At 73.2% G+C, this 21,274-nt stretch carries 20 protein-coding genes; 11 read left to right on the top strand and 9 right to left on the bottom strand.

Annotated elements, in window-relative coordinates:
• Window positions 1-10: 10 nt before the first annotated feature.
• The 4 genes from C0R66_RS04380 to C0R66_RS04365 form a co-directional block, all read right to left on the bottom strand.
• Window positions 11-631: a nucleoside triphosphate pyrophosphohydrolase gene (locus tag C0R66_RS04380; RefSeq protein ID WP_241901568.1), complete on the bottom strand. Its 621-nt coding sequence runs from the start codon at window positions 629-631 to the stop codon at window positions 11-13.
• A gap of 13 nt (window positions 632-644) precedes the next feature.
• A complete protein-coding gene (locus C0R66_RS04375; protein ID WP_101523678.1) occupies window positions 645-1,328 on the bottom strand; it encodes a hypothetical protein in 684 nt (227 codons plus the stop codon).
• Entirely contained in the window at window positions 1,325-4,840 is a 3,516-nt protein-coding gene (gene mfd / locus C0R66_RS04370; RefSeq protein WP_101526030.1) for a transcription-repair coupling factor, read from the bottom strand. Before mfd ends, C0R66_RS04375 begins: the two co-directional genes overlap by 4 nt.
• 168 nt (window positions 4,841-5,008) lie before the next feature.
• Window positions 5,009-5,413, bottom strand: a complete 405-nt coding sequence (locus tag C0R66_RS04365; RefSeq protein WP_101523677.1) for a VOC family protein — start codon at window positions 5,411-5,413, stop codon at window positions 5,009-5,011.
• A gap of 161 nt (window positions 5,414-5,574) precedes the next feature.
• Between C0R66_RS04365 and C0R66_RS04360 the strand changes: the two genes are divergently transcribed.
• A complete protein-coding gene (locus C0R66_RS04360) occupies window positions 5,575-6,120 on the top strand; it encodes a hypothetical protein (RefSeq protein ID WP_101523676.1) in 546 nt (181 codons plus the stop codon).
• On the top strand, window positions 6,117-6,242 hold the full coding sequence (locus C0R66_RS19860) for a hypothetical protein (RefSeq protein WP_277869158.1): 126 nt from the start codon (window positions 6,117-6,119) through the stop codon (window positions 6,240-6,242). Before C0R66_RS04360 ends, C0R66_RS19860 begins: the two co-directional genes overlap by 4 nt.
• Window positions 6,243-6,330: 88 nt before the next feature.
• On the opposite strand, the gene C0R66_RS19855 is transcribed toward C0R66_RS19860, so the two are convergent.
• Together C0R66_RS19855 and C0R66_RS19850 are read right to left on the bottom strand one after the other, a co-directional pair.
• Window positions 6,331-6,675 (bottom strand): inositol monophosphatase family protein, encoded by a 345-nt coding sequence (locus C0R66_RS19855; protein ID WP_277869157.1) that lies wholly within the window; start codon window positions 6,673-6,675, stop codon window positions 6,331-6,333.
• Window positions 6,564-7,112, bottom strand: coding sequence for an inositol monophosphatase family protein (locus C0R66_RS19850; protein WP_277869156.1), 549 nt, complete (start codon window positions 7,110-7,112; stop codon window positions 6,564-6,566). Before C0R66_RS19850 ends, C0R66_RS19855 begins: the two co-directional genes overlap by 112 nt.
• A 161-nt stretch (window positions 7,113-7,273) precedes the next feature.
• Here C0R66_RS19850 and C0R66_RS04350 point away from each other — a divergent pair, with 161 nt between their 5' ends.
• From C0R66_RS04350 to C0R66_RS04320, 6 genes are all read left to right on the top strand, one after another.
• On the top strand, window positions 7,274-7,945 hold the full coding sequence (locus C0R66_RS04350) for a hypothetical protein (RefSeq protein ID WP_101523675.1): 672 nt from the start codon (window positions 7,274-7,276) through the stop codon (window positions 7,943-7,945).
• Between the two features lie 6 nt (window positions 7,946-7,951).
• On the top strand, window positions 7,952-9,226 hold the full coding sequence (locus C0R66_RS04345; protein WP_101523674.1) for an MFS transporter: 1,275 nt from the start codon (window positions 7,952-7,954) through the stop codon (window positions 9,224-9,226).
• The gene (locus C0R66_RS04340) at window positions 9,223-10,254 is read left to right on the top strand and encodes a hypothetical protein (protein ID WP_101523673.1); all 1,032 of its coding nucleotides are present in this window, start codon (window positions 9,223-9,225) and stop codon (window positions 10,252-10,254) included. Before C0R66_RS04345 ends, C0R66_RS04340 begins: the two co-directional genes overlap by 4 nt.
• 199 nt (window positions 10,255-10,453) lie before the next feature.
• Window positions 10,454-11,542, top strand: coding sequence for a glycosyltransferase family 2 protein (locus C0R66_RS04330; protein WP_101523671.1), 1,089 nt, complete (start codon window positions 10,454-10,456; stop codon window positions 11,540-11,542).
• Complete coding sequence (locus C0R66_RS19845; protein WP_158647893.1) at window positions 11,539-12,990, top strand: oligosaccharide flippase family protein; 1,452 nt, start codon at window positions 11,539-11,541, stop codon at window positions 12,988-12,990. The genes C0R66_RS04330 and C0R66_RS19845 overlap by 4 nt, the downstream gene beginning before the upstream one ends.
• Window positions 12,987-14,177, top strand: a complete 1,191-nt coding sequence (locus tag C0R66_RS04320) for a glycosyltransferase family 4 protein (protein ID WP_101523669.1) — start codon at window positions 12,987-12,989, stop codon at window positions 14,175-14,177. The genes C0R66_RS19845 and C0R66_RS04320 overlap by 4 nt, the downstream gene beginning before the upstream one ends.
• Here the strand turns inward: C0R66_RS04320 and C0R66_RS04315 are convergent.
• Both C0R66_RS04315 and C0R66_RS04310 read right to left on the bottom strand, forming a co-directional pair.
• A complete protein-coding gene (locus C0R66_RS04315) occupies window positions 14,141-15,250 on the bottom strand; it encodes a glycosyltransferase (protein ID WP_101523668.1) in 1,110 nt (369 codons plus the stop codon). The genes C0R66_RS04320 and C0R66_RS04315 overlap by 37 nt on opposite strands.
• A gap of 12 nt (window positions 15,251-15,262) precedes the next feature.
• Window positions 15,263-16,438: a glycosyltransferase family A protein gene (locus C0R66_RS04310; protein WP_101523667.1), complete on the bottom strand. Its 1,176-nt coding sequence runs from the start codon at window positions 16,436-16,438 to the stop codon at window positions 15,263-15,265.
• Between the two features lie 100 nt (window positions 16,439-16,538).
• Between C0R66_RS04310 and C0R66_RS04305 the strand changes: the two genes are divergently transcribed.
• Genes C0R66_RS04305 through C0R66_RS04295 form a run of 3 tightly spaced genes read left to right on the top strand, consistent with a single transcriptional unit; the run spans window position 16,539 to window position 19,665 of the window.
• Window positions 16,539-17,318, top strand: coding sequence for a YveK family protein (locus tag C0R66_RS04305; RefSeq protein ID WP_158647892.1), 780 nt, complete (start codon window positions 16,539-16,541; stop codon window positions 17,316-17,318).
• Window positions 17,315-18,739 (top strand): O-antigen ligase family protein, encoded by a 1,425-nt coding sequence (locus C0R66_RS04300; RefSeq protein WP_101523665.1) that lies wholly within the window; start codon window positions 17,315-17,317, stop codon window positions 18,737-18,739. The genes C0R66_RS04305 and C0R66_RS04300 overlap by 4 nt, the downstream gene beginning before the upstream one ends.
• On the top strand, window positions 18,736-19,665 hold the full coding sequence (locus tag C0R66_RS04295) for a glycosyltransferase family 2 protein (protein WP_101523664.1): 930 nt from the start codon (window positions 18,736-18,738) through the stop codon (window positions 19,663-19,665). Before C0R66_RS04300 ends, C0R66_RS04295 begins: the two co-directional genes overlap by 4 nt.
• Here C0R66_RS04295 and C0R66_RS04290 read toward each other — a convergent pair.
• Complete coding sequence (locus C0R66_RS04290; protein WP_158647891.1) at window positions 19,662-21,038, bottom strand: DUF4082 domain-containing protein; 1,377 nt, start codon at window positions 21,036-21,038, stop codon at window positions 19,662-19,664. The two genes, C0R66_RS04295 and C0R66_RS04290, sit on opposite strands and share 4 nt — an antisense overlap.
• Between the last annotated feature and the right edge of the window lie 236 nt (window positions 21,039-21,274).

Here is a 21,274-nt window from a genome sequence, read left to right as displayed (position 1 = left end):
CCGGTGCCGCTCAGGGCAGCCGACGACGTACGGCGTCGCGCAGCGCCTGCTCGGGGTCCACGCCCTCGGCCCGGGCCCGGGCCACCACCGCCAGCAGCGCCTCGCCGATCCCGGCGTCGGGCTCCGGCGGCGCCACGGGCGTCCCGGCCCGCTCGAGCCGGTCGAGCACCTTGTCGGCGTACAGCAGCGCCGGCAGGGCGGCGGGGATGCCGTCGGTGACGGCGCCGCGGCGCTTCTCCGTCGCCTTGGCGGCCTCCCAGAGCTCGTTGACCGCGGCCGGGTCCAGGTCGTCGGTCCCGGCATCGGCCCCGGCGTCGGCGAAGACGTGCGGGTTGCGCCGCACCATCTTGGCCGCGATGTCGCCGGCCACGTCGCCGAGCGTGAACGCCCCGCTCTGCTCGGCCACCACGGCGTGGAAGTAGACCTGGAGCAGCAGGTCCCCCAGCTCCTCGCGCAGGTGAGTCCAGTCGCCGCTCTCGTCGCCGGAGTCGATGGCCTCCAGCGTCTCGTAGGCCTCCTCCAGCAGGTGGCGCGACAGCGACCGGTGCGTCTGGGCCGCCTTCCACGGGCACTCGACCCGCAGTCGGCGCATCAGCCCGGCGAACTCCAGCAGGGCCTCGTCACCACGCACCGGGTCGTCCACCTCAGCCGCAGCGCTGGCTCTCGGGCAGCGACTTGGGGTGCTCGGTGTCGGCGTCGTCGGCAGCGGCGGTGGCCAGGTCCGAGACCGGGACCGAGAGGTCGGTGTCGGCGATCTGGAACTGGCCGTCGGTCACCGCCAGCCCGAAGCGCGGGTCCAGGTCGACGTCGTGCTCCGCCGACCAGGCCGCGAAGATCTCGGCGCCACGCGCGGCCGCCTCCTCCGGCGTGGGGTCGGTGACCCCCTCCTCCGCCAGCGCCGCCTCGCCGGCGACCGAGGCGACCGACTGCTTGAGCAGCTGGGCGGTCGCGGCGTCGACGAAGTCCTGACGCTGCTCATCGGTCAGGTCCTGGGTGGTCGACTCCACCCGTGCTGCCTCGCTCTCGACCTCGGGGCCGGGCGTGACGTCGTACTCCTCGGCCACCTGGCGTGCCGTGGCCGCGTCCACCAGCAGCGAGGCCACCAGGCGTCGCACCTGGCGCATGGGCACCACCTGGCCGTTGTCGCGCAGCGTCTGCTCCTCCGCCTGGCAAAGCGCGTCGGCGGCGCCGTCGACCTGCGACATGGAGATCTGCTCGTCGCCCACCTGGGCGGCGACGCCTCCGAAGGTGGTGTCGGCGCATCCCGAGAGCAGGACGGCGGCTGCCGCCGCGAGGATCGCTGGACGGCCGAAGCGGGACGGGCTCACAAGTTCTCCTTGGCTGGCGGTGCTGGCGATGCGGAGGGTGGGTCGATGATCTGGTCGATCACTCCGCGGGCCCATTCAAGCAGGGCGATCCCGGAGCCCGTCGCCGACCCGAGCGGTCGCGGCACCAGCATGGAGTCGGCCTGGCTGTGGACCTTGGCCTTGGGGTAGAGACGGTTGAGGCGCACCACGCGCGAGTCGGGCAGGCTCACCGGCGCGAAACGCACGTTCTTGCCCATCACCCCGATCTCGGTGAGCTTGGCGGCGCGGGCCCGCGCCCGGAACCGGGCCACCGCCAGCAGGGTCTCGGCGACCTCCGGCGGCGGGCCGTAGCGGTCCACCAGCTCCTCGCGGATCTCGTCCACGTCGGCGTCGTTGCGCACCTCCGAGAGCCGCTTGTACATCTCCAGCCGGAGCCGCTCGCTGGGCACGTAGTCGTGCGGCAGGTGGGCGTCGACGGGGAGCTCGATGCGGACCTCGTCGGTCTCTTCGCTCTCCTCGCCGCGGAACTCGGCGACCGCCTCGCCGACCAGGCGCACGTAGAGGTCGAAGCCGACGTCGGCGATGTGCCCGGACTGCTCGCCACCGAGCAGGTTGCCGGCGCCGCGGATCTCCAGGTCCTTCATCGCGATCGCCATGCCGCCGCCCAGGTCGGAGTGCTGCGCCAGGGTGGCCAGCCGCTCGTGGGCGGTCTCGGTCAGCGGCTTCTCCGAGGGGTAGAGGAAGTAGGCGTAGGCCCGCTCCCGGGAGCGGCCGACGCGGCCGCGCAGCTGGTGCAGCTGGCTGAGCCCGAGGGTGTCGGCGCGCTCGATGATCATGGTGTTGGCGTTGGAGACGTCCAGGCCGGACTCCACGATCGTGGTGCACACCAGCACGTCGAAGCGCTTCTCCCAGAAGTCGAGCATCACCTGCTCGAGCTGGTGCTCCCCCATCTGGCCGTGCGCGGTGGCGACCCGGGCCTCCGGCACGAGCTCGCGGATCCGGGCCGCCTGCTTCTCGATGGACTGCACCCGGTTGTGGATGAAGAAGACCTGGCCCTCGCGCAGCAGCTCCCGGCGTACCGCCGCGATCACCTGGCGGTCCTCGTAGGCCCCGACGTAGGTCAGCACCGGGTGGCGCTCCTCGGGCGGCGTGGTGATGGTGGACATCTCCCGGATCCCGGTGACGGCCATCTCCAGGGTGCGCGGGATCGGCGTCGCGCTCATCGACAGCACGTCGACGCTGGTGCGCATCTGCTTCATCTTCTCCTTGTGCTCGACACCGAAGCGCTGCTCCTCGTCGACCACGATCAGCCCCAGGTCCTTGAACCTGATCTCGGGGCTGAGCAGGCGGTGGGTGCCGACGACGATGTCGACGGTGCCGTCCGCCAGGCCGGCGATGACCTCGCGGGCCTCCTTGTCGGTCTGGAACCGGCTCAGCCCCTTGAGCACCACCGGGAAGTTGCTCATCCGCTCGGTGAAGGTGCTCAGGTGCTGGGTGACCAGCAGCGTGGTCGGCACCAGGACCGCGACCTGCTTGCCGTCCTGGACGGCCTTGAACGCCGCCCGCACCGCGATCTCGGTCTTGCCGTAGCCGACGTCACCGCACACCAGCCGGTCCATCGGGACCACCCGGCGCATGTCGGCCTTGACCTCCTCCACGGTGGTCAGCTGGTCGGGGGTCTCGTGGAAGGGGAAGGCGTCCTCGAGCTCGCGCTGCCAGGGGGTGTCGGGCCCGTAGGCGTAGCCCTTGGTCGCCTGCCGGGCGGCGTACAGCTTGATCAGCTCGCCGGCGATCTCGCGCACCGCCTTGCGGGCCTTGTTCTTGCGCTTGGTCCAGTCGGCCCCGCCGAGCCGGTCCAGGCTCGGCTGCTCGCCACCGACGTACCGGGTGACCTGGTCCAGGGTGTCGGCCGGCACGTAGAGCCGGTCCGGCGGCGCGCCGCGCTTGGTCGCGCCGTACTCGACGACCAGGTACTCCCGGGTGGCGCCTTGGACCACCCGCTGCTTCATCTCCACGAAGCGCCCCACGCCGTGCTTCTCGTGCACCACGTAGTCCCCGGCCTTGAGCTCGAGGGGGTCGATCTGCTTCTTGCGGCGCACCGGCATCTTGCGCATGTCGCGGGTGGAGGACTTCTGGCCCGTGAGGTCCTCGCCGGTGACGACCGCGACCTTGCGGTCGGCGTCGACGAAGCCGTGCTCCAGGGTGCCGCAGGTGACGCTGACGACGCCGGTCCCCGCGGGCCCCTCGTCCCGGTCCACCAGGCGGGCCGCGACGTCGTGCTCGGCGAGCACCTCGACCAGGCGCTGCGCCGGGCCGTGCCCGGCGTGCACGGTGACCACCTGGTAGCCCTGGTCCAGCCAGTTCTTGAGGTCGCGCAGGAAGTGCTCGAAGTCCCCGCGGTAGGTCTCCGTCGGCGCCGCCGACAGGGTCCGGGACTCCACCGCGCCGATGCGCACGTCGAGGTCCAGCTCGGCCAGCTCCGCGCTGTCGCCGAGGCCGAAGGGGCTCATCGACCACCAGGGGCGGCCCTGGCTCAGGGTGTGCTCGCGGACGTCGGCGACCGAGTGGTACGACGCCACGCTGAGGTCGATGGGGGCCGAGCCGCCGCTCGCGGCCGCCGCCCAGCTGGCGCTCAGGAACTCCTCGCTGGTGGCGACCAGGTCGTGGGCCCGGGAACGGACCCGCTCGGGGTCCAGCACCAGCACGTGGGTCTGGGCCGGCATCAGGTCGACGAGCAGCTCCATGTCGTCGACCAGGACCGGCGCCAGGGACTCCATCCCCTCGACCGCGATGCCAGCGGCCATCTTGTCGGTGAGCTCGAGCAGCTGGGGGTGAGCCCGGCCGAGCTCCGCGGCGCGGGCGCGCACCTCCTCGGTCAGCAGCAGCTCGCGGCACGGGGGTGCCCACAGCCGGGGCACCTCCTCCAGGGTGCGCTGGTCGGCGACGGAGAAGCTGCGCAGCTGCTCGACCTCGTCACCCCACAGCTCCACCCGCAGCGGGTGCTCCTCGGTGGGTGGGAAGACGTCGACGATGCCGCCCCGGACAGCGAACTCGCCGCGCCGCTCCACCAGGTCCACCCGGGAGTACGCCGCGTCGGAGAGACCGCGGACGATCTCCTCCAGCGGCGCCTCCTGCCCCTTGACCAGCTCGACCGGCACCAGGTCGGCCAGCCCCTTGACCTGGGGCTGGAGCACGGAGCGCACGGGGGCCACCACGACCGAGAGCGGGCCGTTGGTGGCGTCGTCACCGGGGTGCGTCAATCGCCTGAGCACGGCCAGCCGGCGACCGACGGTGTCGCTGCGGGGGCTGAGCCGCTCGTGCGGCAGCGTCTCCCACGAGGGGTAGTAGGCGACCCGGGCGGGGTCGACCAGGTCACCGAGCGCCGCCACCAGGTCCTCGGCCTCGCGGGCGGTGGCGGTGACCGCCAGGACCACGCGGCCGGCATCGACCAGGCCCTTGACCACGACGGGGCGCAGCGCCGCCGGGCCGGTCAGGTCCAGGGTGCTCAGGGCGCCGTCCCGGGCGTCGGCCATGGACTCGGCGAGGGCGGGGTCGGCCAGCACGGCCTGGGCCACCTTGGTCAGGGTGAGGCTGGGGCTCACGTTCTCAACGCTTCTTTCGACGAACAACACGACAGCCCCCGGTCGGGGACGACGGGGGGTGGTGAGACCAGTCTACGAGGGGCCTGGAGGGCCGTCAGGTCACGGCGCAGCGGTCGCGGCCAGCTCCCCCTCCGAGCGCAGGATGCAGAACTGGTTTCCTTCCGGGTCGGCGAAGATGACCCAGCCGCTGCCGGGGCCGTACTTGCCACGGTGGTCGGCGACCTGGGTAGCGCCGTAGGTCAGCAGCCACTCGACCTCCTCGTCGCGGCCGCGCTCACGCGGACGCAGGTCGAAGTGGATGCGCTTCGCGGGCAGCTCCTGGTCCGGGACCTCGATGAACAGCAGCTGGTGACCGGTCTCCGGGTCGCGGATCATGCACTCCCCGTCTCCCGGCTCGTTGGGGTCCCCCTCGACGTCCACGTAACCCAGGACCGGCTTCCACCACTGGGAGAGCTCGTAGGCGTTGTGGCAGTCGATCGTCGTGTGGGAGATGGTCGAGGTCATGGGCGTCAACGGTGCCACAGACGGGGCGAACCGGCAGCGGGTGGTCCGTCTGGTTTGCCCGCCTCCGAGGTGGGGTAGGAATGGCCCGCGCGAACCCTCGGGGGCGGCGCACCGGACGCCCTGTCCCCCTCATCACTTCGAAACGGAAGACGCTGCTCATCATGAAGACATCCCGCCTCATCACCGGCCTCCTCAGCACCGCGCTCCTCGGCGTTGCTCCGCTGGCCGTGGCCCAGCCCGCTCAGGCGGCCACCGAGAACCTCACCACCACCACCACCTTGGAGGTCTCCTACGGGGAGCCCACCGTCGTGCACGGCGAGAAGGTGAGCATCACCGGCCGCGTGACCGCCTCGGACGGCAACAGCGCCTACAAGGGCACCGTGACGCTCTACGCGCAGAGCACCAAGGACGCGGCCCCGGTTGCGCTGGCCACGGTCCCCGCCGGCGGGTACGTGTCCTTCCCGGACATCAAGCCCAAGAGCAACACCATCTACCAGGCGGCCTACTCCGGCTACGCCGCCACCACGGCCTACGAGGACAACTACGCGGCCAGCACCTCCAACGGCCTGGCCGTCGGAGTGCAGCGCAAGGTCAAGTTCACCACCCCGGCCTCTGGCTCAAGGGCAAGGTCAGCCCCGACTACAAGCGCAAGAAGGTCGTCCTCAAGCGCCTCAAGGGCAAGAAGTACGTCGCCTGGCGCAAGGTGAAGACGAACAAGAAGGGCACCTTCAAGGTGAAGGCCCCCAACAAGTCCGGCTTCAAGTTCAGCGCCTCGGTCCCCGGCGACAAGCACTACACGGCCTGGACCGACTTCTTCCAGGTCTACTGAGCCGCATCGCACCACCGCACCTCACCGGCAGCCGCGGTCCCGCACCAGCGGGGCTGCGGCTGCTGCCGTCCGGCCACTGGCACAGTCGTCAGTCGGTGCCGTGCTCCCGCACGAAGGCGATGATCGACTCGGCCAGCTCGGGGCGGCACACGATGAGGTCAGGCAGCGACACGTCGTCCTTGTTGTAGACCAGCTCGGAGCCGTCCACCCGTGAGCAGAACAGGCCCGCCGCGCGGGCCACGGCGACCGGGGCGGCGTTGTCCCACTCGTACTGCCCGCCCGCGTGCACGTAGGCGTCGGCGACGTCGCGCACCACGCTCATCACCTTGACCCCCGCGGAGCCCATCGGCACCAGCTCGGCGTCGAGCTCGGCGGCCAGCGCCTCGACGAACGCCGGCGGACGGGACCGGGAGACCGCGATGCGGGTACGCACCGAGGACCGGGGCGGCACCACCGCGGGACGGCCGGTGTTGAAGGTCTCCCCAGCGCCGGCTGGGCCACGGCCCCGGCGGTCAGCTCACCGGACTCCCACAGGGCCACGTGCACGGCCCAGTCGTCGCGGGGCGGCTCGGAGAACTCCCGGGTCCCGTCGAGGGGGTCGATGATCCACACCCGGGGCGCGTCGAGGCGGGACTTGTCGTCGGCCGCCTCCTCCGACAGCACCGCGTCGTCGGGACGGTGCTCGGCGAGCAGCGCCGCCAGCAGCGACTGCGCCGCGGCGTCCCCGGCATCCTTGAGCGCCCGGCCCTCCAGGCCCTCGGCACGGACCTGGAGCAGGCGCTCGCCGGCCTGCTCGGCGGCCCACACCGCGAACGCGTGGTCGTCGGAGATGGCGGCGGGAGGGATCTGGTTCGGCGTCTCGGTGGTCACCGCCCGAGCCTCTCATGGTCCGGCGGCGCAGGCGCGCGGAGGCCACGGCCGGGACGGAGAGCAGTCGAGTACCCCAATTTGGGCGACCCGGAGGGGCCGTTCGGCGAGTGATACTCACGGTGGCGGCACCCGGTCCGGTGCCGCCGGCACGAGGGGGACTCATGCGGCACGGCAGTTCACCGGTGCTCGGGCTGGTCATCACACTCGCACTCTGCACCGGCTGCTCCGGCTCCGGGGCCCAACAGCCGACGGCCCAGCAGACGGCCCAGCAGAGCGCCACCCGCACCGGCGCCAGCTCCGCCACCCCGGCCCCCACCACTCCGGCCCCCACCACCCCGGCCCCCACCGGTACGGCGTCCGCCGCCCCCGGCGGCCAGCGGCCAGCCACCTCGGGAGGGGCCGAGGTCTCAGGGGTCGGGACCTCGGCTCCCACCTCGCTTCCCGGGCTCCGGGAGTCGCGCCCGACCCCCGCCCTGCTACGCCGGCCACTCCCCGCTGCCGCCAGCGTCACCGGAGGGCTGACACCGGGCTTCCCGGGCTACCTGCGCCCGGTGCGCGGCTCACGGGTCACCAGCAGCAGCCTCTCGCCGGCGGGCTCGCGCCTCCAGGTGGCGCTGGAGGCCTCGACCACCCTGCCGGCCGCGGAGGTCCTGCTCGCCTACCGGGGGCGACTCGCCGCGCGCGGCATGGCGGAGGAGCCGGTCGCCGCGGTGGCCGGGTCCGAGGCGGCGGGCCTCAGCCGGGGCCGCAGCTCGGTGGTGGTGACCGTGCGGCGAGAGGGCTCCCGGACGACGTACACCGTCTACGGCGTGCTGCACGCCGGGCCGGAGTGAGGTCCCATGTACCTCACCCTGCGCGACCGACCAGCGTCCGCACCGCCGGACCAGCCGGACCAGCCGGACTCCAGCGTGGCAGCACCGCCTCGGCGGGTCGGCCGGGTGGTCCTGACCCTCGGCCTGGTGAGCCTGCTGACCGACATCTCCTCGGAGTCGGTCAGTGCCATCCTGCCGCTCTACCTCACCGCGGTGGTGGGGCTCTCGACGGTGGCCTACGGGTTCGTCGACGGCCTCAACCAGGGGGTCAGCGCCCTGGTCCGCCTGGGCGGCGGCTGGCTGGCCGACCGCACCGACCGGCCCAAGTGGGTCGCCTTCGCCGGCTACGCCCTCTCGGCGGTGGCGCGGGTCTTCCTGCTGTTCGCCGGGGGCGCCGCCAGCGTCTCGGCCGTGGTGGCCGCTGACCGCGTCGGCAAGGGCATCCGCACCGCGCCGCGGGACTCGATGATCTCCTCGGCCACGCCCACCGAGCACCTGGGACGCGCCTTCGGGGTGCACCGGATGCTGGACACCATCGGCGCGGCGCTCGGTCCGCTGATCGCCTTCGGCATCCTGGTGCTGATCCCCGACGGCTTCTCGGTGGTGCTCGCGGTCTCCCTGGCGTTCGCCGTGATCGGGGTCGCGCTGCTCGGGCTGCTGGCCTCCGACCAGCGCGCGCGGCCCCGGCCCGAGGACGGCCCCGCGCCCGAGCCGCTGCGCTGGTCCGACCTGGCGGAGCCCCGGCTGCGTCCGCTGCTGCTCGTGTCCGGCGGCCTGGCGCTGCTCACGGTCGGGGACGGCTTCCTCTACCTCGCGCTGCTGGACCGCGGCGGCTTCGCCGCGAGCTGGTTCCCCATGCTCTTCGTGGGGACCAACATCGCCTACCTGGCGCTGGCGGTGCCGGTGGGCCGGCTCGCCGACCGGGTGGGTCGCGCCCGGGTGCTGGTGGCCGGTCACCTGGTGCTGGCCGCGGCGTACCTGTGTGCCTGCCTGCCGGGCTCCACCTGGACCTCCACCCTCGGCACCCTGGCGCTGCTGGGCGCCTTCTACGCCGCCACCGACGGCGTCACCGCGGCGTTGGCCGGACGACTCGTCCCGCTGCGGGCACGCGGCAGCGGCATCGCCGCCGCCCAGACGGTCGTCGCCCTGGCCCGGATGGGCTCCTCGTTCGGCTTCGGCCTGCTGTGGCTGGCCCTGGGCTCGAGCGCCGCACTGCTCCTGGTCGCCGGCCTGCTGGTGGCGGCCGTGCTGGTCGCCGCCACCCAGCTGGGCCGGCTCGGCCTGGATCGCGTGGTCTCGTGAGCACCCGGCTGCGGGTGGGCGTCTTCGTGCTCCTGGTCGCCGTGGTGGCCGCGGCGACCGCCTGGTACGCGCTGGCGGAGCACCAGAGCTTCGAGCAGACCCGGGGCCGGGACCCCCAGGTGGCCCAGGTGCCCGGCGCACAGACGATCAGCGGTCCCCGCGTGGTGTTCCGGCACAGCGGCCTGGACAACCGCTACGGCCTGGTCGCGATGGTGCCGCTGGCGGACCCCACGGGGCCGCGAGCCTTCACCGACGTGCCCTGCGACCGGGTGGCGGCCTCGGAGTTGGGCGCGTCCTGCCTGGTGGTGCAGCCCGGCGTGGTCACCCGGTTCGAGGCCCACGAGCTCAGCCCCGACTGGCAGGTGGCGCAGACCTACCCCCTCCCCGGCGTCCCCAGCCGCACCCGACTCTCCCCCGACGGCGCCCTGGTGGCGACCACCTCGTTCGTCACCGGCCACTCCTACATGAGCGTCGGCTTCTCCACCGCCACCGTGGTCCGGGAGACCGGGGGCGGGCGGAGCTGGGGCAACCTGGAGAAGTTCGACCTGGTGCTCGACGGAGAGCAGGTCGAGCCCGTGGACCGCAACGTGTGGGGGGTGACGTTCCGCGACGACCGGCGCTTCTACGCCACCGTCGGCACCGGAGGTCGGGTCTGGCTCGTCGAGGGCGACCTGGAGACCCGGACGCTCACCTCGGTGGCCGCGGACGGCGAGTGCCCCTCGCTCTCCCCCGACGGCAGCCGGCTGGCCTTCAAGGTCGACGTCGATCCCGGCGAGGGCCGGCAGTGGAGCCTGGCGGTGCTGGACCTGGCGACCGGCCGCCGTACCGAGCTCGGGGACGGCCCGCGCGGGGTGGACGACCAGGTCGCCTGGCTCGACGACGAGACCCTGCTCTACGGGTTGCCGCGCGCGGACCAGCCCGGCGTGAACGACGTGTGGTCGATCCCGGTGCGTCCCGGTGCCGAGCCCGAGCTCTTCATCCAGGAGGCGTGGTCCCCCACCGTGGTGCGACCGGGCTCACCGTCGTGAGCACCGTCGTGAGGCTCGTCGTGAGGCTCGATATACCGAAGACGGGCTATGACACGGCGTCCGGGCCCACGGACGATGAAGAGGTGGTCCGGGGGGCCCACGCGGTCGGCACTGCCGGCCTCGCGCAGAGTCAGAGGGCGGATTTGATGATCAGCGCAGAGATCGCTGTCCAGCTCGATCGAGAGCCGGCGGGGGCGCGATGAGGCTGCACCGGCTCCGCGCGGGCACCGGGCGACCCCTCGTCTCGGTGGTGATCCCCTGCTACAACTACGGGCACTACCTGCCGGACGCCGTGCAGAGTGTCCTGGCCCAGCCCGGGGTGGACCTCGAGGTGATCGTGGTGGACGACTGCTCCACCGACGACAGCGCCGCGGTCGCCGAGCGGCTGGCGACCCAGCACCCGCAGGTGCGCCTGATCCGCAACCCGGTCAACAAGCGCCACATCGCCACCTACAACACCGGGCTCGCGGAGGTCACCGGCGACTACGTCGTGCTGCTCTCGGCCGACGACCAGCTGGCCCCCGGGGCGCTGGGCCGGGCCGCCGCCCTGTTCGGGGCGCACCCCGAGCTCAGCCTCGTCTACGGCCAGGTGCTGACCTTCGCCGAGCCGCCGCTGCCGGAACCGCAGCGCGCGCGGTCCTGGTCCACCTGGCGGGGCCCGGAATGGGTGGAGCGCTCGTGCCGCACCACCGGCAACCTGATCACCAACCCCGAGGCGATCGTGCGACGCGAGGTGATCGAGCGGTTCGGTGGCTACGACCCCCGGTTCCCGCACGCTGCCGACATGCTGCTGTGGCTCCAGGCCGCGACGGTGGGAGACGTCGGGAGGGTCAACGGCACCCAGGCCTACTACCGCGACCACGGCGCCAACATGCACAGCACGGACTACGCCGGCGTCCTGACCGACATGCGCGAGCGATCGGTGCTGCTCGAGCACTTCCTGGGCCGCGAGGGCGCGGGCTCGACGCTGCCCGGTGCGGCCGAGATGCGCGCCGCCTCCCGCCGTACCTTCGCCCGCGAGGCGCTGCGCTACGCGCTCAACGAGCTCGACGCCCCCGGGCCGCACGACGCTGGGCCGCACGGCGCTGGGCAGGCCGAGGGGCTGGTGGCGGGACTGGCCGAGTTCGCCCGCGAGCAGTGGCCCGCGGTCACCGGCACCCGACTGGGCCGGGCGGTGGAGTCCCGGAGCCGGGCCGGCGCACCGGCCTGGCACGCACCGGCCTCCCGCCGGCTCTTCGAGGCCCGCTGGGCGCTGCGGTGGCAGCGTCGGCACCGGTGGGGCACGTGAGTGCCACCGAGGCGCCGCTGGACCGGGCGGTCAAGTCCGGGCTGACCTGGAGCGCCCTGAACAGCCTGCTGCTCCGGGTCGGCTCGCTGGTCGTCGGCATCGTGCTGGCGCGGCTGCTCACTCCCTCGGAGTTCGGCACCTTCGCGGTCGCCCTGACCGTGCAGACCCTGGTGATGAGCCTGAGCGACCTGGGGCTCGGCACGCAGCTGATCCGGACCGCGCACTTCGAGGCGACCGCGCCGACGATCGCCACGCTCGGGGCGCTCAGCGGTGCCGGCCTGAGCGCGGCGGTGGTGCTGGCATCGCCGGTGATCGCGGCCGGGATGGGCAGCTCGGAGGCGACCAGCGCCATCGCCGTGCTGGGCGCCACCATCGCGCTGGGCGGCCTGGGCGTGGTCCCGTTCGCCCTGCTGCAGCGCCAGTTCCGGCAGGGCCACCTGCTGGCGGTGACTGCAGCCGACTTCCTCTGCGGCACCACCGTCTCGATCCTGCTCATCGTGCAGCTCGACATGGGCGCCCTGGGGCTGGCCTGCGGTCGGCTGGTCGGGCAGGCGGTGGCCACGCTGCTGCTGTTCGTGGCGGCGCGACGGCGCCCGCGCTTCGGGTGGGACACCGACCTGGCCTCGGAGTCGGTCCGGTTCGGCATCCCCATCGCAGGGGCCAACGTGCTGTCCTGGACCACCCTCGGCATCCCCACGCCGGTCATCGCCCACGGTGCCGGGCTGGTCCTGCTCGGCTACTACGTGCTGGCCTTCAACGTCTCCAGCTGGCCGATGACGGTGCTGGGACAGGCCATCCGGGCGGTGGCCCTGCCCGGGTTCAGCCGCACCACCGAGCAGGACCAGTCGGTGGTGCTGCGGCGCAGCCTGCGCCTGACCTGGTCGATCGCCGCGCCGGCCGGGGTCGCGCTCGCGGTGCTGGCCGAGCCCGTGATCCGGACCCTGTACGGCGACCGGTGGGCCGCCGCCTGGCCGGCGCTGGCCGCGCTGGGGATCTTCGGCGCGGTGCGGGTGGCGTTCGACCTGTTCGCCTCGTTCCTGCTGGCGCACGGCAACTCGCGTGCCGTCTTCGTGGTGCAGCTCGCCTGGCTGGTCACGCTGCTGCCCGCGCTGGTCGTCGGGGTCCGGGTCGGCGGCATCCTGGGCGCTGCGCTCGCCCAGGTCGTCGTGGTCACCGTGGTGTCGGTCCCGATGTACGTGCGGGCGCTGCACGGCATCGGCGTGGACGCCTCCGGGCTGGCCGGCGCACTCGTCCGGCCCACCGCGGCCAGTGCCGCCGCCGGGGCAGCCGGGTGGCTGGCGAGCCAGGCGTTCTCGACCCCGGCGCTGGCCCTGGCCGCCGGCGCCCTGGCCGGCCTGCTGGTCTACGGGTCGCTGATGGGGCGCCAGCTCCTCGCGGAGGCCGACATCCGGCTCCTGGGCTCCCGGCGCGCACCGGTGACGCCATGACCGGGTCCGCGGCACGGCGGGTGGTCCTGGTGACCCACGACGCCTCGCGCACCGGCGCGCCGATGGTCGCCCTGCTGGTCGCCCGCTGCCTGGTCGCCGAGGGCGACCGGGTGAGGGTGGTCTCCCGGCGGCGAGGGCCGCTGCTGGCCGACTTCGACGCGGTGGCGCCCACCCGGCTCGAGCTCCTCCTGGGGGTACGCCGGCGCCTGTGGCTGGTGCGCTCGCTGCGCCTGGTCGCCTGGCTGGTCGACGTGGCCGCGGCCACCGCGACCCTGGCCCGGCACCGTCCCGACCTGGTCTACCTCAACACCACGGCCTCGGCGATCTACCTGCACCCGGCCCGGTGGCTGCGGATCCGCACGCTGCTGCACGTGCACGAGTCGGACGCCAACACCGAGCTGTTCCTGGAGCAGGCCCGGTCCCGGGACCTGCGCGGAGTACGGCTGGTGGCCTGCTCCGAGTCGGTCCGAGGCGACCTGGTGGCTCGCACCGGGCGCAGCCACCACGACGTGGCGCTGCTGCCCTCGGTCCCTGACGACGGCCGGGTCCGAGCCCTGGCCGCGGACGGCGCGGAGACGCCGGGGCAGGCCCCGGGACAGGAGTCGGGGCGTGCCGCAGGACAGGAGTCGGGACCGGTGGTCGGCGCCACCGGCAGTGTGGGGCTGCGCAAGGGCACCGATCTGTGGCTGCAGGTGGCGGCCGCCGTGCACGCCGACGAGGAGACGCGGACCGCCCGCTTCGTCTGGGTCGGCGAGCTCGGCGAGCCCGCCCTGGCCGTCCCGGGTCCGGGGGTGGAGTTCACCGGGCCCCGCGCCAACCCCTACCCGGCCATGGCCCGTTTCGACGTGGCGACCCTGCCCTCGCGCGACGACCCGTTCCCGCTGGTGGTCCTGGAGGCGATGCTGCTGGGCAAGCCGGTGGTGGCCTTCGACGTCGGCAGCGTGCGCGAGCAGGTGGGCGAGGCCGGCATCGTGGTGCCGGCCGAGGACGTGCCCGCCTTCGCGGCCGCCGTACGCCGGCTGCTGGTGGACCCGCGGCTGCGGGCCGACCTGGGAGCAGCGGCCCGGGCACGCGCGGAGCAGCACTTCTCCGCAGCCGCGTTCGCCGACCGGCTCCGCTCCATCCTCGACGACGCGAACGGCTCCTCGGCTCAGGTGCCGATGACCGCCGACCGCCAGGCGAGGTAGCGGTGATCCCAGTCGTGCTCCTTCCGGAAGCCCAGCACCTCGGCCCTGGTGGCCCGGGGCTCCTCCGCTGCGGCCAGCACCTCCGGTGCCAGCCGCTGCCCGGGGGCGACCAGCCGACAGTGCGGGGAGAGACCGCGCATCGGGCGCAGGTCGGTGGCGACGACCGGAGCGCCCGCGCCGAGGTACTCGTAGACCTTCAGCGGGCTCATCCCCTCGGTCTCGGGCAGGTGGGGTACCAGGCAGACGGTGGCGGCGGCCATCATCGCCAGCACCTGGGGACGGGGCTCCGCGGGCCTGATGAGCACGTTCGGCCGCGCTGCGAGGCCGGCGAAGCACTCCGGCTCCTGCAGGGGGCCGACGAGCACCAGACGCCACTCGGGGGGCAGGTCGTCGGCCAGCTCGAGCAGCGCGGCCACGTCGATGCGGCGCTGGAGGCTGCCGGCGTAGAACGCCACCGGCCCGGGCAGGGCGCCGTACCAGTCGGGCAGCGCGGCGGGCGGCTCGAAGTCGGCGGCGACGATGCCGTTGGGGACCACGGTGCTGCGGCGGGCGCCGACGATGTCCACGATGGCGGGCGTCACCGCGACGACGTTGACGTCGCGGACCGCGATCTGGTCGTAGGCCCACTGCACCAGGGCGGCCGACCCGGGGACGCCGCGGAAGTCGTCCCAGGCGTAGTAGGCCACGTCGCGCCAGCCTCCTCGGTCGGCCACCGCGGCCAGGACCGGGTGGCTGGTGACCAGCACGGTGTCCTGGTGGTCGCCCAGGCGGCGCAGCCGGCCCTCGAGGCGACGCTGGATCGTCACGGCCTCGTCGTGCTCGGTGGGCTCCCCGCGCCGCCAGCGGCGCGGCTGGAGGTGCCTGCGGGTGGGGTCGGAGGAGAAGCGCGGCGCCGCGGGGCGCTGCGGCACCAGGCGCTTGAGGTGGCTGCGCACCGGGTCGACGAGGACCACGCGCTCGACGGTGGGGTCATCGCGCAGGCGGGCAGCGATCCGCTCGGGCGAGAAGGCGTAGCCGACCTTCACCCCGTCGTCCCAGGTGCGGTAGCCCAGGGCGTAGACCACGTTCGTCACGGCCGGTCGACCTCACACCGGCAGCCGCGCGGGGCGCGACCGGGGGTCGGTCCAGATCTCGTCGCGCCGACGGGCCGCCTCGCCGGTCAGCACCCAGTAGCCGATGTCGTCGTGGTAGCCGATCACGTGCGGGGCCCCCGCCAGGGCCGGGCCCAGCTCGACCAGGTCCGTCAGCGTGACGTTGGTCCACAGGCAGGCGTCATCGGGGCGGTCGGGCGCCGGGCGCTCGGCCAGCGAGCCGCTGGTGAACCACACGTCGTAGCCGGCGCGGGGCAGGCACGTCCCGCCCGGGGCGTCGGGGAACGGGTGCTGCGCGGGCACCAGGTCGTGGATCCGGAGCCGGCCGGGCACGTGCGCGGCGACGCGGTCGACGTCTCGGCGCAGGTCCCCCAGCACCAGGCTGCTGCTGCCGGCCGCCCTGCCGGCCGCGCGGAGGGCCCACGACCCCTTGGCCCAGCGCAGCCGCCACCGGTGGTCCGTCAGCAGCCCCGGTCGGCGTGGCGCCCGGGTGCCGCCGCCGGCGGTGATCACCCCACACGTCGTGTGCAGCGGCAGCAGGTCGGGGTGCAGCGCGGCCACGGCGGCGTGCGCCTCGTCGAGCCGGGCCAGGTTGGTCGAGAGCGAGTTGTGGGTCAGCGGGATGTCGACGGCCGCCACGGCCCGGTCCCGGGCCCTGCCCCGCAGCCCCCACTCGACGGCGTAGGCGTGCCACGCCAGGTCGGGGTCCTCCGAGAGCGGGTCCTCCAGCAGGTCCTGGCGGCGGGCCAGGAAGAGCACCTCGTCGAGGCTGTCGACCGGCACCGGCGAGTCCGCGACCTCCCCGATCAGGACCACCCGGTCGCGGATCCGGCCCCGGACCCGACCGTCGGCGTCGATGCCGACCGCCCCGACCATCGCCAGCGACGGGTCCTCGGTCAGCAGCGCCGCGGCCTCCTCCAGGGCGACCAGGGAGTGCAGGTAGATGTCCTGCTGGACGAAGGCCACCACGTCCCGGGTCGCTTCCCGGACTCCCTCGTTGAGGGCCGACCCCGCCGTGGCGCAGCGCTGTCCGCGGTTGTCCACCGCCACCAGCTCGGTCTCGGGAGCGGTGTGCCGCAGCTCGCGCACCGAGCGGTCCAGACAGGCCCCGAGCACCGCCTCGTCGTTCCACACCGAGACCACCGAGACCGCAACCCGTCGTCGGACCATGCCGCCACCCTAGGGGAATCGATGCGACCACAAGGCCCTTCCGGCCAGTTAACCTGCACGTGGGAGAGCGTCGCCATGAGCGCGCCGAACAGGGGGAACCATGGACTTCGTTGATGCACTCCGAGTGCTTGGCCGGCGCTGGATCGTGGTGTGCCTCGGCCTGCTGCTCACCGCCGGCGCCGGCTTCTACGCGATCACGGTCGTGGCCACCGAGTACCAGGCCCGCGCCCAGTACGTGCTGCTGCTCCCGTCGTCGTCGACCGGCAGCAACAACCCGACGAACCCCTACACCAACCTCAACACCGGGCTGATCTTCGCCGCGAGCCTGATCGCCAGCGACCTGAGCACCAAGACCGTGGCCCGGGAGCTGGTGGAGGAGGACTTCAAGTCCGAGTTCTCCATCGCCCTGGGCACCTCCGGCGGACCGGCGCTCGACGTGATCGTCAAGGGAACCGACCGGGACGACGTGCTGGAGACCCGCGACGAGCTGCTGCGCCGGTTCGACGACGAGCTGGGGTCGCTGCAGCGGATCCCCGGCATCCCGCAGAGCCAGCTGATCTTCTCGCGCACCAACGCGGTCGACCCGGTCGCCGAGGCCGTGCCGGGGGCGAAGCGCAAGGCCCTGATGCTGATCGCCGCGATCGGGCTGGTGCTGACCCTGATCGCCGCCTTCACCATCGACGGTCTGTCCCGTCGCCGGTCGCGACGGACCGGGGAGACCGGGGAGACCGGGGAGACCGGCCCGAGCCTCGCCGGCGCCACGCCACCGGCCCGGGAGCGCACCGACCAGGTGCCCGCGGGACGGTCTGCTCCGGATGAGCCCGAGCTCGCCGAGCGCGGCCGGGTCGCGCGCGGGCCCTGGTCGAACCGCAACCGATGAGCGCCACGGCGGTGGCGGCCGCGCCGCCGCTCCCCGCGGTGCCGGCCCGGCCGCGGCCGGGCGCCGCGCTGCCCGCGGTCTGGCTGCTGGTCCTGTACCTGGCCCTGCTGCTGCTGATCCCCAGCGAGCTGGTGCTGCCGCAGATCGGCTCCGCGGGCACCCCGGCCAACCTGCTGGGGCTGGGCTTCCTGGTGTGGTGGGCCTGCGCCCGCCTCGGCGGGCAGGTCCGGGCACCGCTCACCCCCATGCACGTCGCGCTCGGGGTGCTCCTGCTCTGCGTGCTGCTGGCCCTGGCCAACGGCCTGGTCCACGGCTGGACCCGGCCCGTCGACATCCGCCAGGACTCCGACGCGGTGTGGACGCTGCTGCCGGTCAGCGAGACGGAGCTGTTCGACAAGTCCGTGCTGGGCGCGATGCGCGGCCTGATCGCCCTGGGCAGCTGGGCGGGTGTGGCGCTGCTCGTCATCGACGGGGTGCGGTCGTGGTCGGACCTCGACCGCGTCGTCGACGTGCTGGTCGGCCTGTGCGCGGTGGTGGCCACGATCGGCATCTACCAGTACTTCACCGGCGACAACCTGGCCCGCCACATCCAGGTCCCCGGCCTCTCCCCCACCTACGACTTCGGCGTCTCCATCTCCCGGTCAGTGCTCAACCGGGTCTCGGCCACCACCACCCACCCCATCGAGTTCTGCGTCGTGCTCACCACCGTGCTGCCCCTCGCCCTGCACCGGGCCTTCCACCCGCGCCGTGCCGGCACCGTGCGCCGGGCGGTCACGACGTACCTGCCGGCGGCGCTGATCGCGCTGGCCATCCCGATGGCGGTCTCCCGGTCCGGCATCGTGGCCCTGGGCACCGCCATGCTGGTCCTCTTCCTGGGCTGGCCGGCGAACCGGCGACTGTGGCTGCTGGTGCTCGCCCCACCGGTGGCGATCCTGATGCGGTCGGCGCTGCCCGGCCTGCTCGGCACCATCCGGTCGCTGTTCACCCAGTCGCTGACCGACCCCAGCGTGACGGCCCGCACCGACGACTACGGCACCACGCTCAGCCTCTACTCCGAGCACGCGATCCTGGGCCGGGGCGCGTTCACCTTCATCCCGCAGTACTACCGCGTCCTGGACAACCAGCTGCTGATGAACCTGATCGAGCTCGGCATCCTGGGACTGATCGCCACCCTGGCCATCTTCGCCACCGGCTACTACCTGGCCCGCCACGCAAAGCGGCACGGCGCCACCGAGGAGCGACGACACCTGGGACTGGCGCTCTCCGCGGCCATCCTGGCCATGCTCGTCACCTACCTCACCTTCGACGCCTGGGGCTTCGCCAAGACCGGAGCGCTCACCTTCGTGCTGCTGGGCCTCGCCGGGGCGCTGTACCGCCTGGAGCGCACCGACGCTCCCGAGCCCGCGCGCGCCGACCGATGAGCCCGCCTCCCGTCGACGTGGCCGTCGTCGTGGTCACCTACAACTCCGCCGACGTCCTCCCCGGGCTCCTCGACTCGCTCGCCGCCGGGTTGTCCGGGCTGTCCTGGCAGCTGGTGGTCGTCGACAACGGCTCCCACGACGACGGGGTGGCGCGCTCGCTCGACCTGGTGCCCGGGTGCACCGTGGTCCGGATGGGACGCAACGCCGGCTACGCCGCGGGGCTCAACGCGGGGGTGAGCGCCGCTCCCCCGCACCGTGCCGTCCTCGTGCTCAACCCGGACGTCCGCCTCGAGCCGGGATGCGTCGCCCTGCTGCTCGACGCCCTCGGCTCCGGCGTCGGTATCGCCGTCCCGCGTCTGGCCGACTCCGGGGGGCACCTGCACCTCTCGATGCGCCGCGAGCCGACCGTGCTGCGAGCCCTCGGGGACGCCGTGCTGGGAACGCGCCGGGCCGGACGCTGGAGCCTGCTCGGCGAGCTCGTCACCGACCCCCGGGCCTACGACGGCCCGGCCACCCCCGACTGGGCCGAGGGCTCGACCCAGCTGATCTCCGTCCGGTGCTGGCAGACCTGCGGTGGCTGGGACGAGTCGTTCTTCCTCTACTCCGAGGAGACCGAGTACGGGCTGCGGGCGCGCGACGCGGGCTACGCGACGGCGTACGTGCCCGCTGCCCGGGCCACCCACCTGCAGGGCGAGTCGACCACCTCCGCCGGCCTGTGGGCGCTGCTGGTCGCCAACCGGGTGCGTCTGCACCGTCGCCGGCACGGGTGGCTCTCGGGCACCGCCTTCTGGGGCGTCGTGGTCCTGCGGGAGGCCAGCCGCGCCGCCGTCGGCCGGCCCACCAGCCGGGCGGCGCTCAAGATGCTCACCAGCTCGAGACGGATGAGGGAGAGCCCCGGGCCGCACACCGTCGCCTGGAGCGGCTAGGGCGCCCGGAGGGCCTTGCCGTCGTCCCAGGTGTTGCCGCTGAACACGTTGGTGCCGCCGGTGGCCACCGCGGTCACAGCCCCGTAGACCCCGCACTTGCCGCTCGACCCACGAGCAAAGACGTTGCCCCTGACGGTGATGTTCTCGGCCCTCTTGCCATAGGGCTTGTTCGGGTCGTAGCCGCCGTACATGCAGTAGCCGGCCGGGCTGGACACGAACTGGTTGTTCTCCACCGTGACGTCCTTGATCGGCGCGAAGTCGCCGTACAGGGCCAGCGCAGCCGAGCACGCGCCACCGTTGCCGGTGGGCTTGGAGTCGCACGCCAACGTGTTGTGCCGCAACACCATGTTGCTGCCACCGTTGGACAAGAACCCGTCACCGTGCCAGTCGCTGCCCGGCCTCATGTACTGCCCGTGCAACCACGAGTCGATGACCTTGCAGTCGTTGTCACAGCCCACCGAGGCCCGGGCACCCACGACCTCGACCCGACGCAGCGTGAAGCCGGACTGGCTGACCGCGGAGTCCTGCGAGGTGCCGCCGCGCACCGTGGAGTCCGACATCGTCAACGAACCCGAGCGCTGGACGTAGACCGAGCCCTTGACCCGGCTTCGCGTCACCACCACCCTCGGCGCCTTGATCACCAACCGCCCTTCGATCTCCTTCGCATCGATCACCGTGTCAGCCTGGTTGATCGTCATCGGACCCTCGTAGCTGGTCAGGGTCACTCCCTCCGGCACCCCGGTGTTTCCCAGGTTCGGGTAGGTCCCCTCCGAGGGCGGCGTGGGGTCGCTGGTGGGCGTCGGGGCCGGGGTGGGGGTCGCGGCCGAGGTGCTGGAGGCTCTGAACACGACGTCGACCCAGTAGTTGCTCGACAGGTAGGTGTTCGTCGGGAAGGTGGTGTTGCCGGCGTACGTGTAGACGCCTGCGCTGGTCGGCGCGGTCAGGCCGTTGCGCGAGATCGGCGTCCGGAAGAACTGCTGCGTCGCGGCGTAGCGGCCCCGCGGGGCGTAGTAGGAGATGGTGTAGTACTTCCCCGGCGTCAGGGACACCGGCGTGGAGAAGTTCGCCTGGAGCCAGCCGGTCTGGGTGGTGGTCGGGATGCTGACCCGGGCCAGGGCTTCGCCGCGGCCGTTCCACAGCGTGGCCGAGCTGGGGGTCCGAGACGCACTCGTGGCCAGCTTGTAGATCTGGGCGCCGCGCGCGGTGCCGGCGACGCTCGGGGAGAACCTCATGCCGAGCTCGACGGACGTGGTGTCGGAGTCGAGCGTGGCCTGGGGGACCGGCGACTCGTCGAACAGGCCGCCGGCTGTCACCGGCGCAGCGGCGGCTCGGGCGGGGCCGGCCCGGGCGGTGGCGGCGCTGAGGTTCGACACGAGCGGGATGGCCAAGGCAGCAGCCAGGGCGAGTGCGCACAACGGCGACACTCGTCGCCCCCGGCTGTGGGCACGAGGAGCGCGCCCGGAAGCGGAGGAAGGAAACATGGGGGTGCGCTTTCCTCGGAGGGAACCTGGGCCGGAGCCCAGGCGACCGCCACATCTGACGAGGCGGCACCTCTCCAATATGAGCGCCTTTCTCAGGACCCGCGATCAAGTGCCCCTCATATGAGGTA

It is taken from the genome of Nocardioides houyundeii, assembly GCF_002865585.1.
In the GTDB taxonomy this organism is placed as follows: Bacteria; Actinomycetota; Actinomycetes; order Propionibacteriales; family Nocardioidaceae; genus Nocardioides; species Nocardioides houyundeii.
This window is presented reverse-complemented; position numbering and strand designations above follow the sequence as displayed.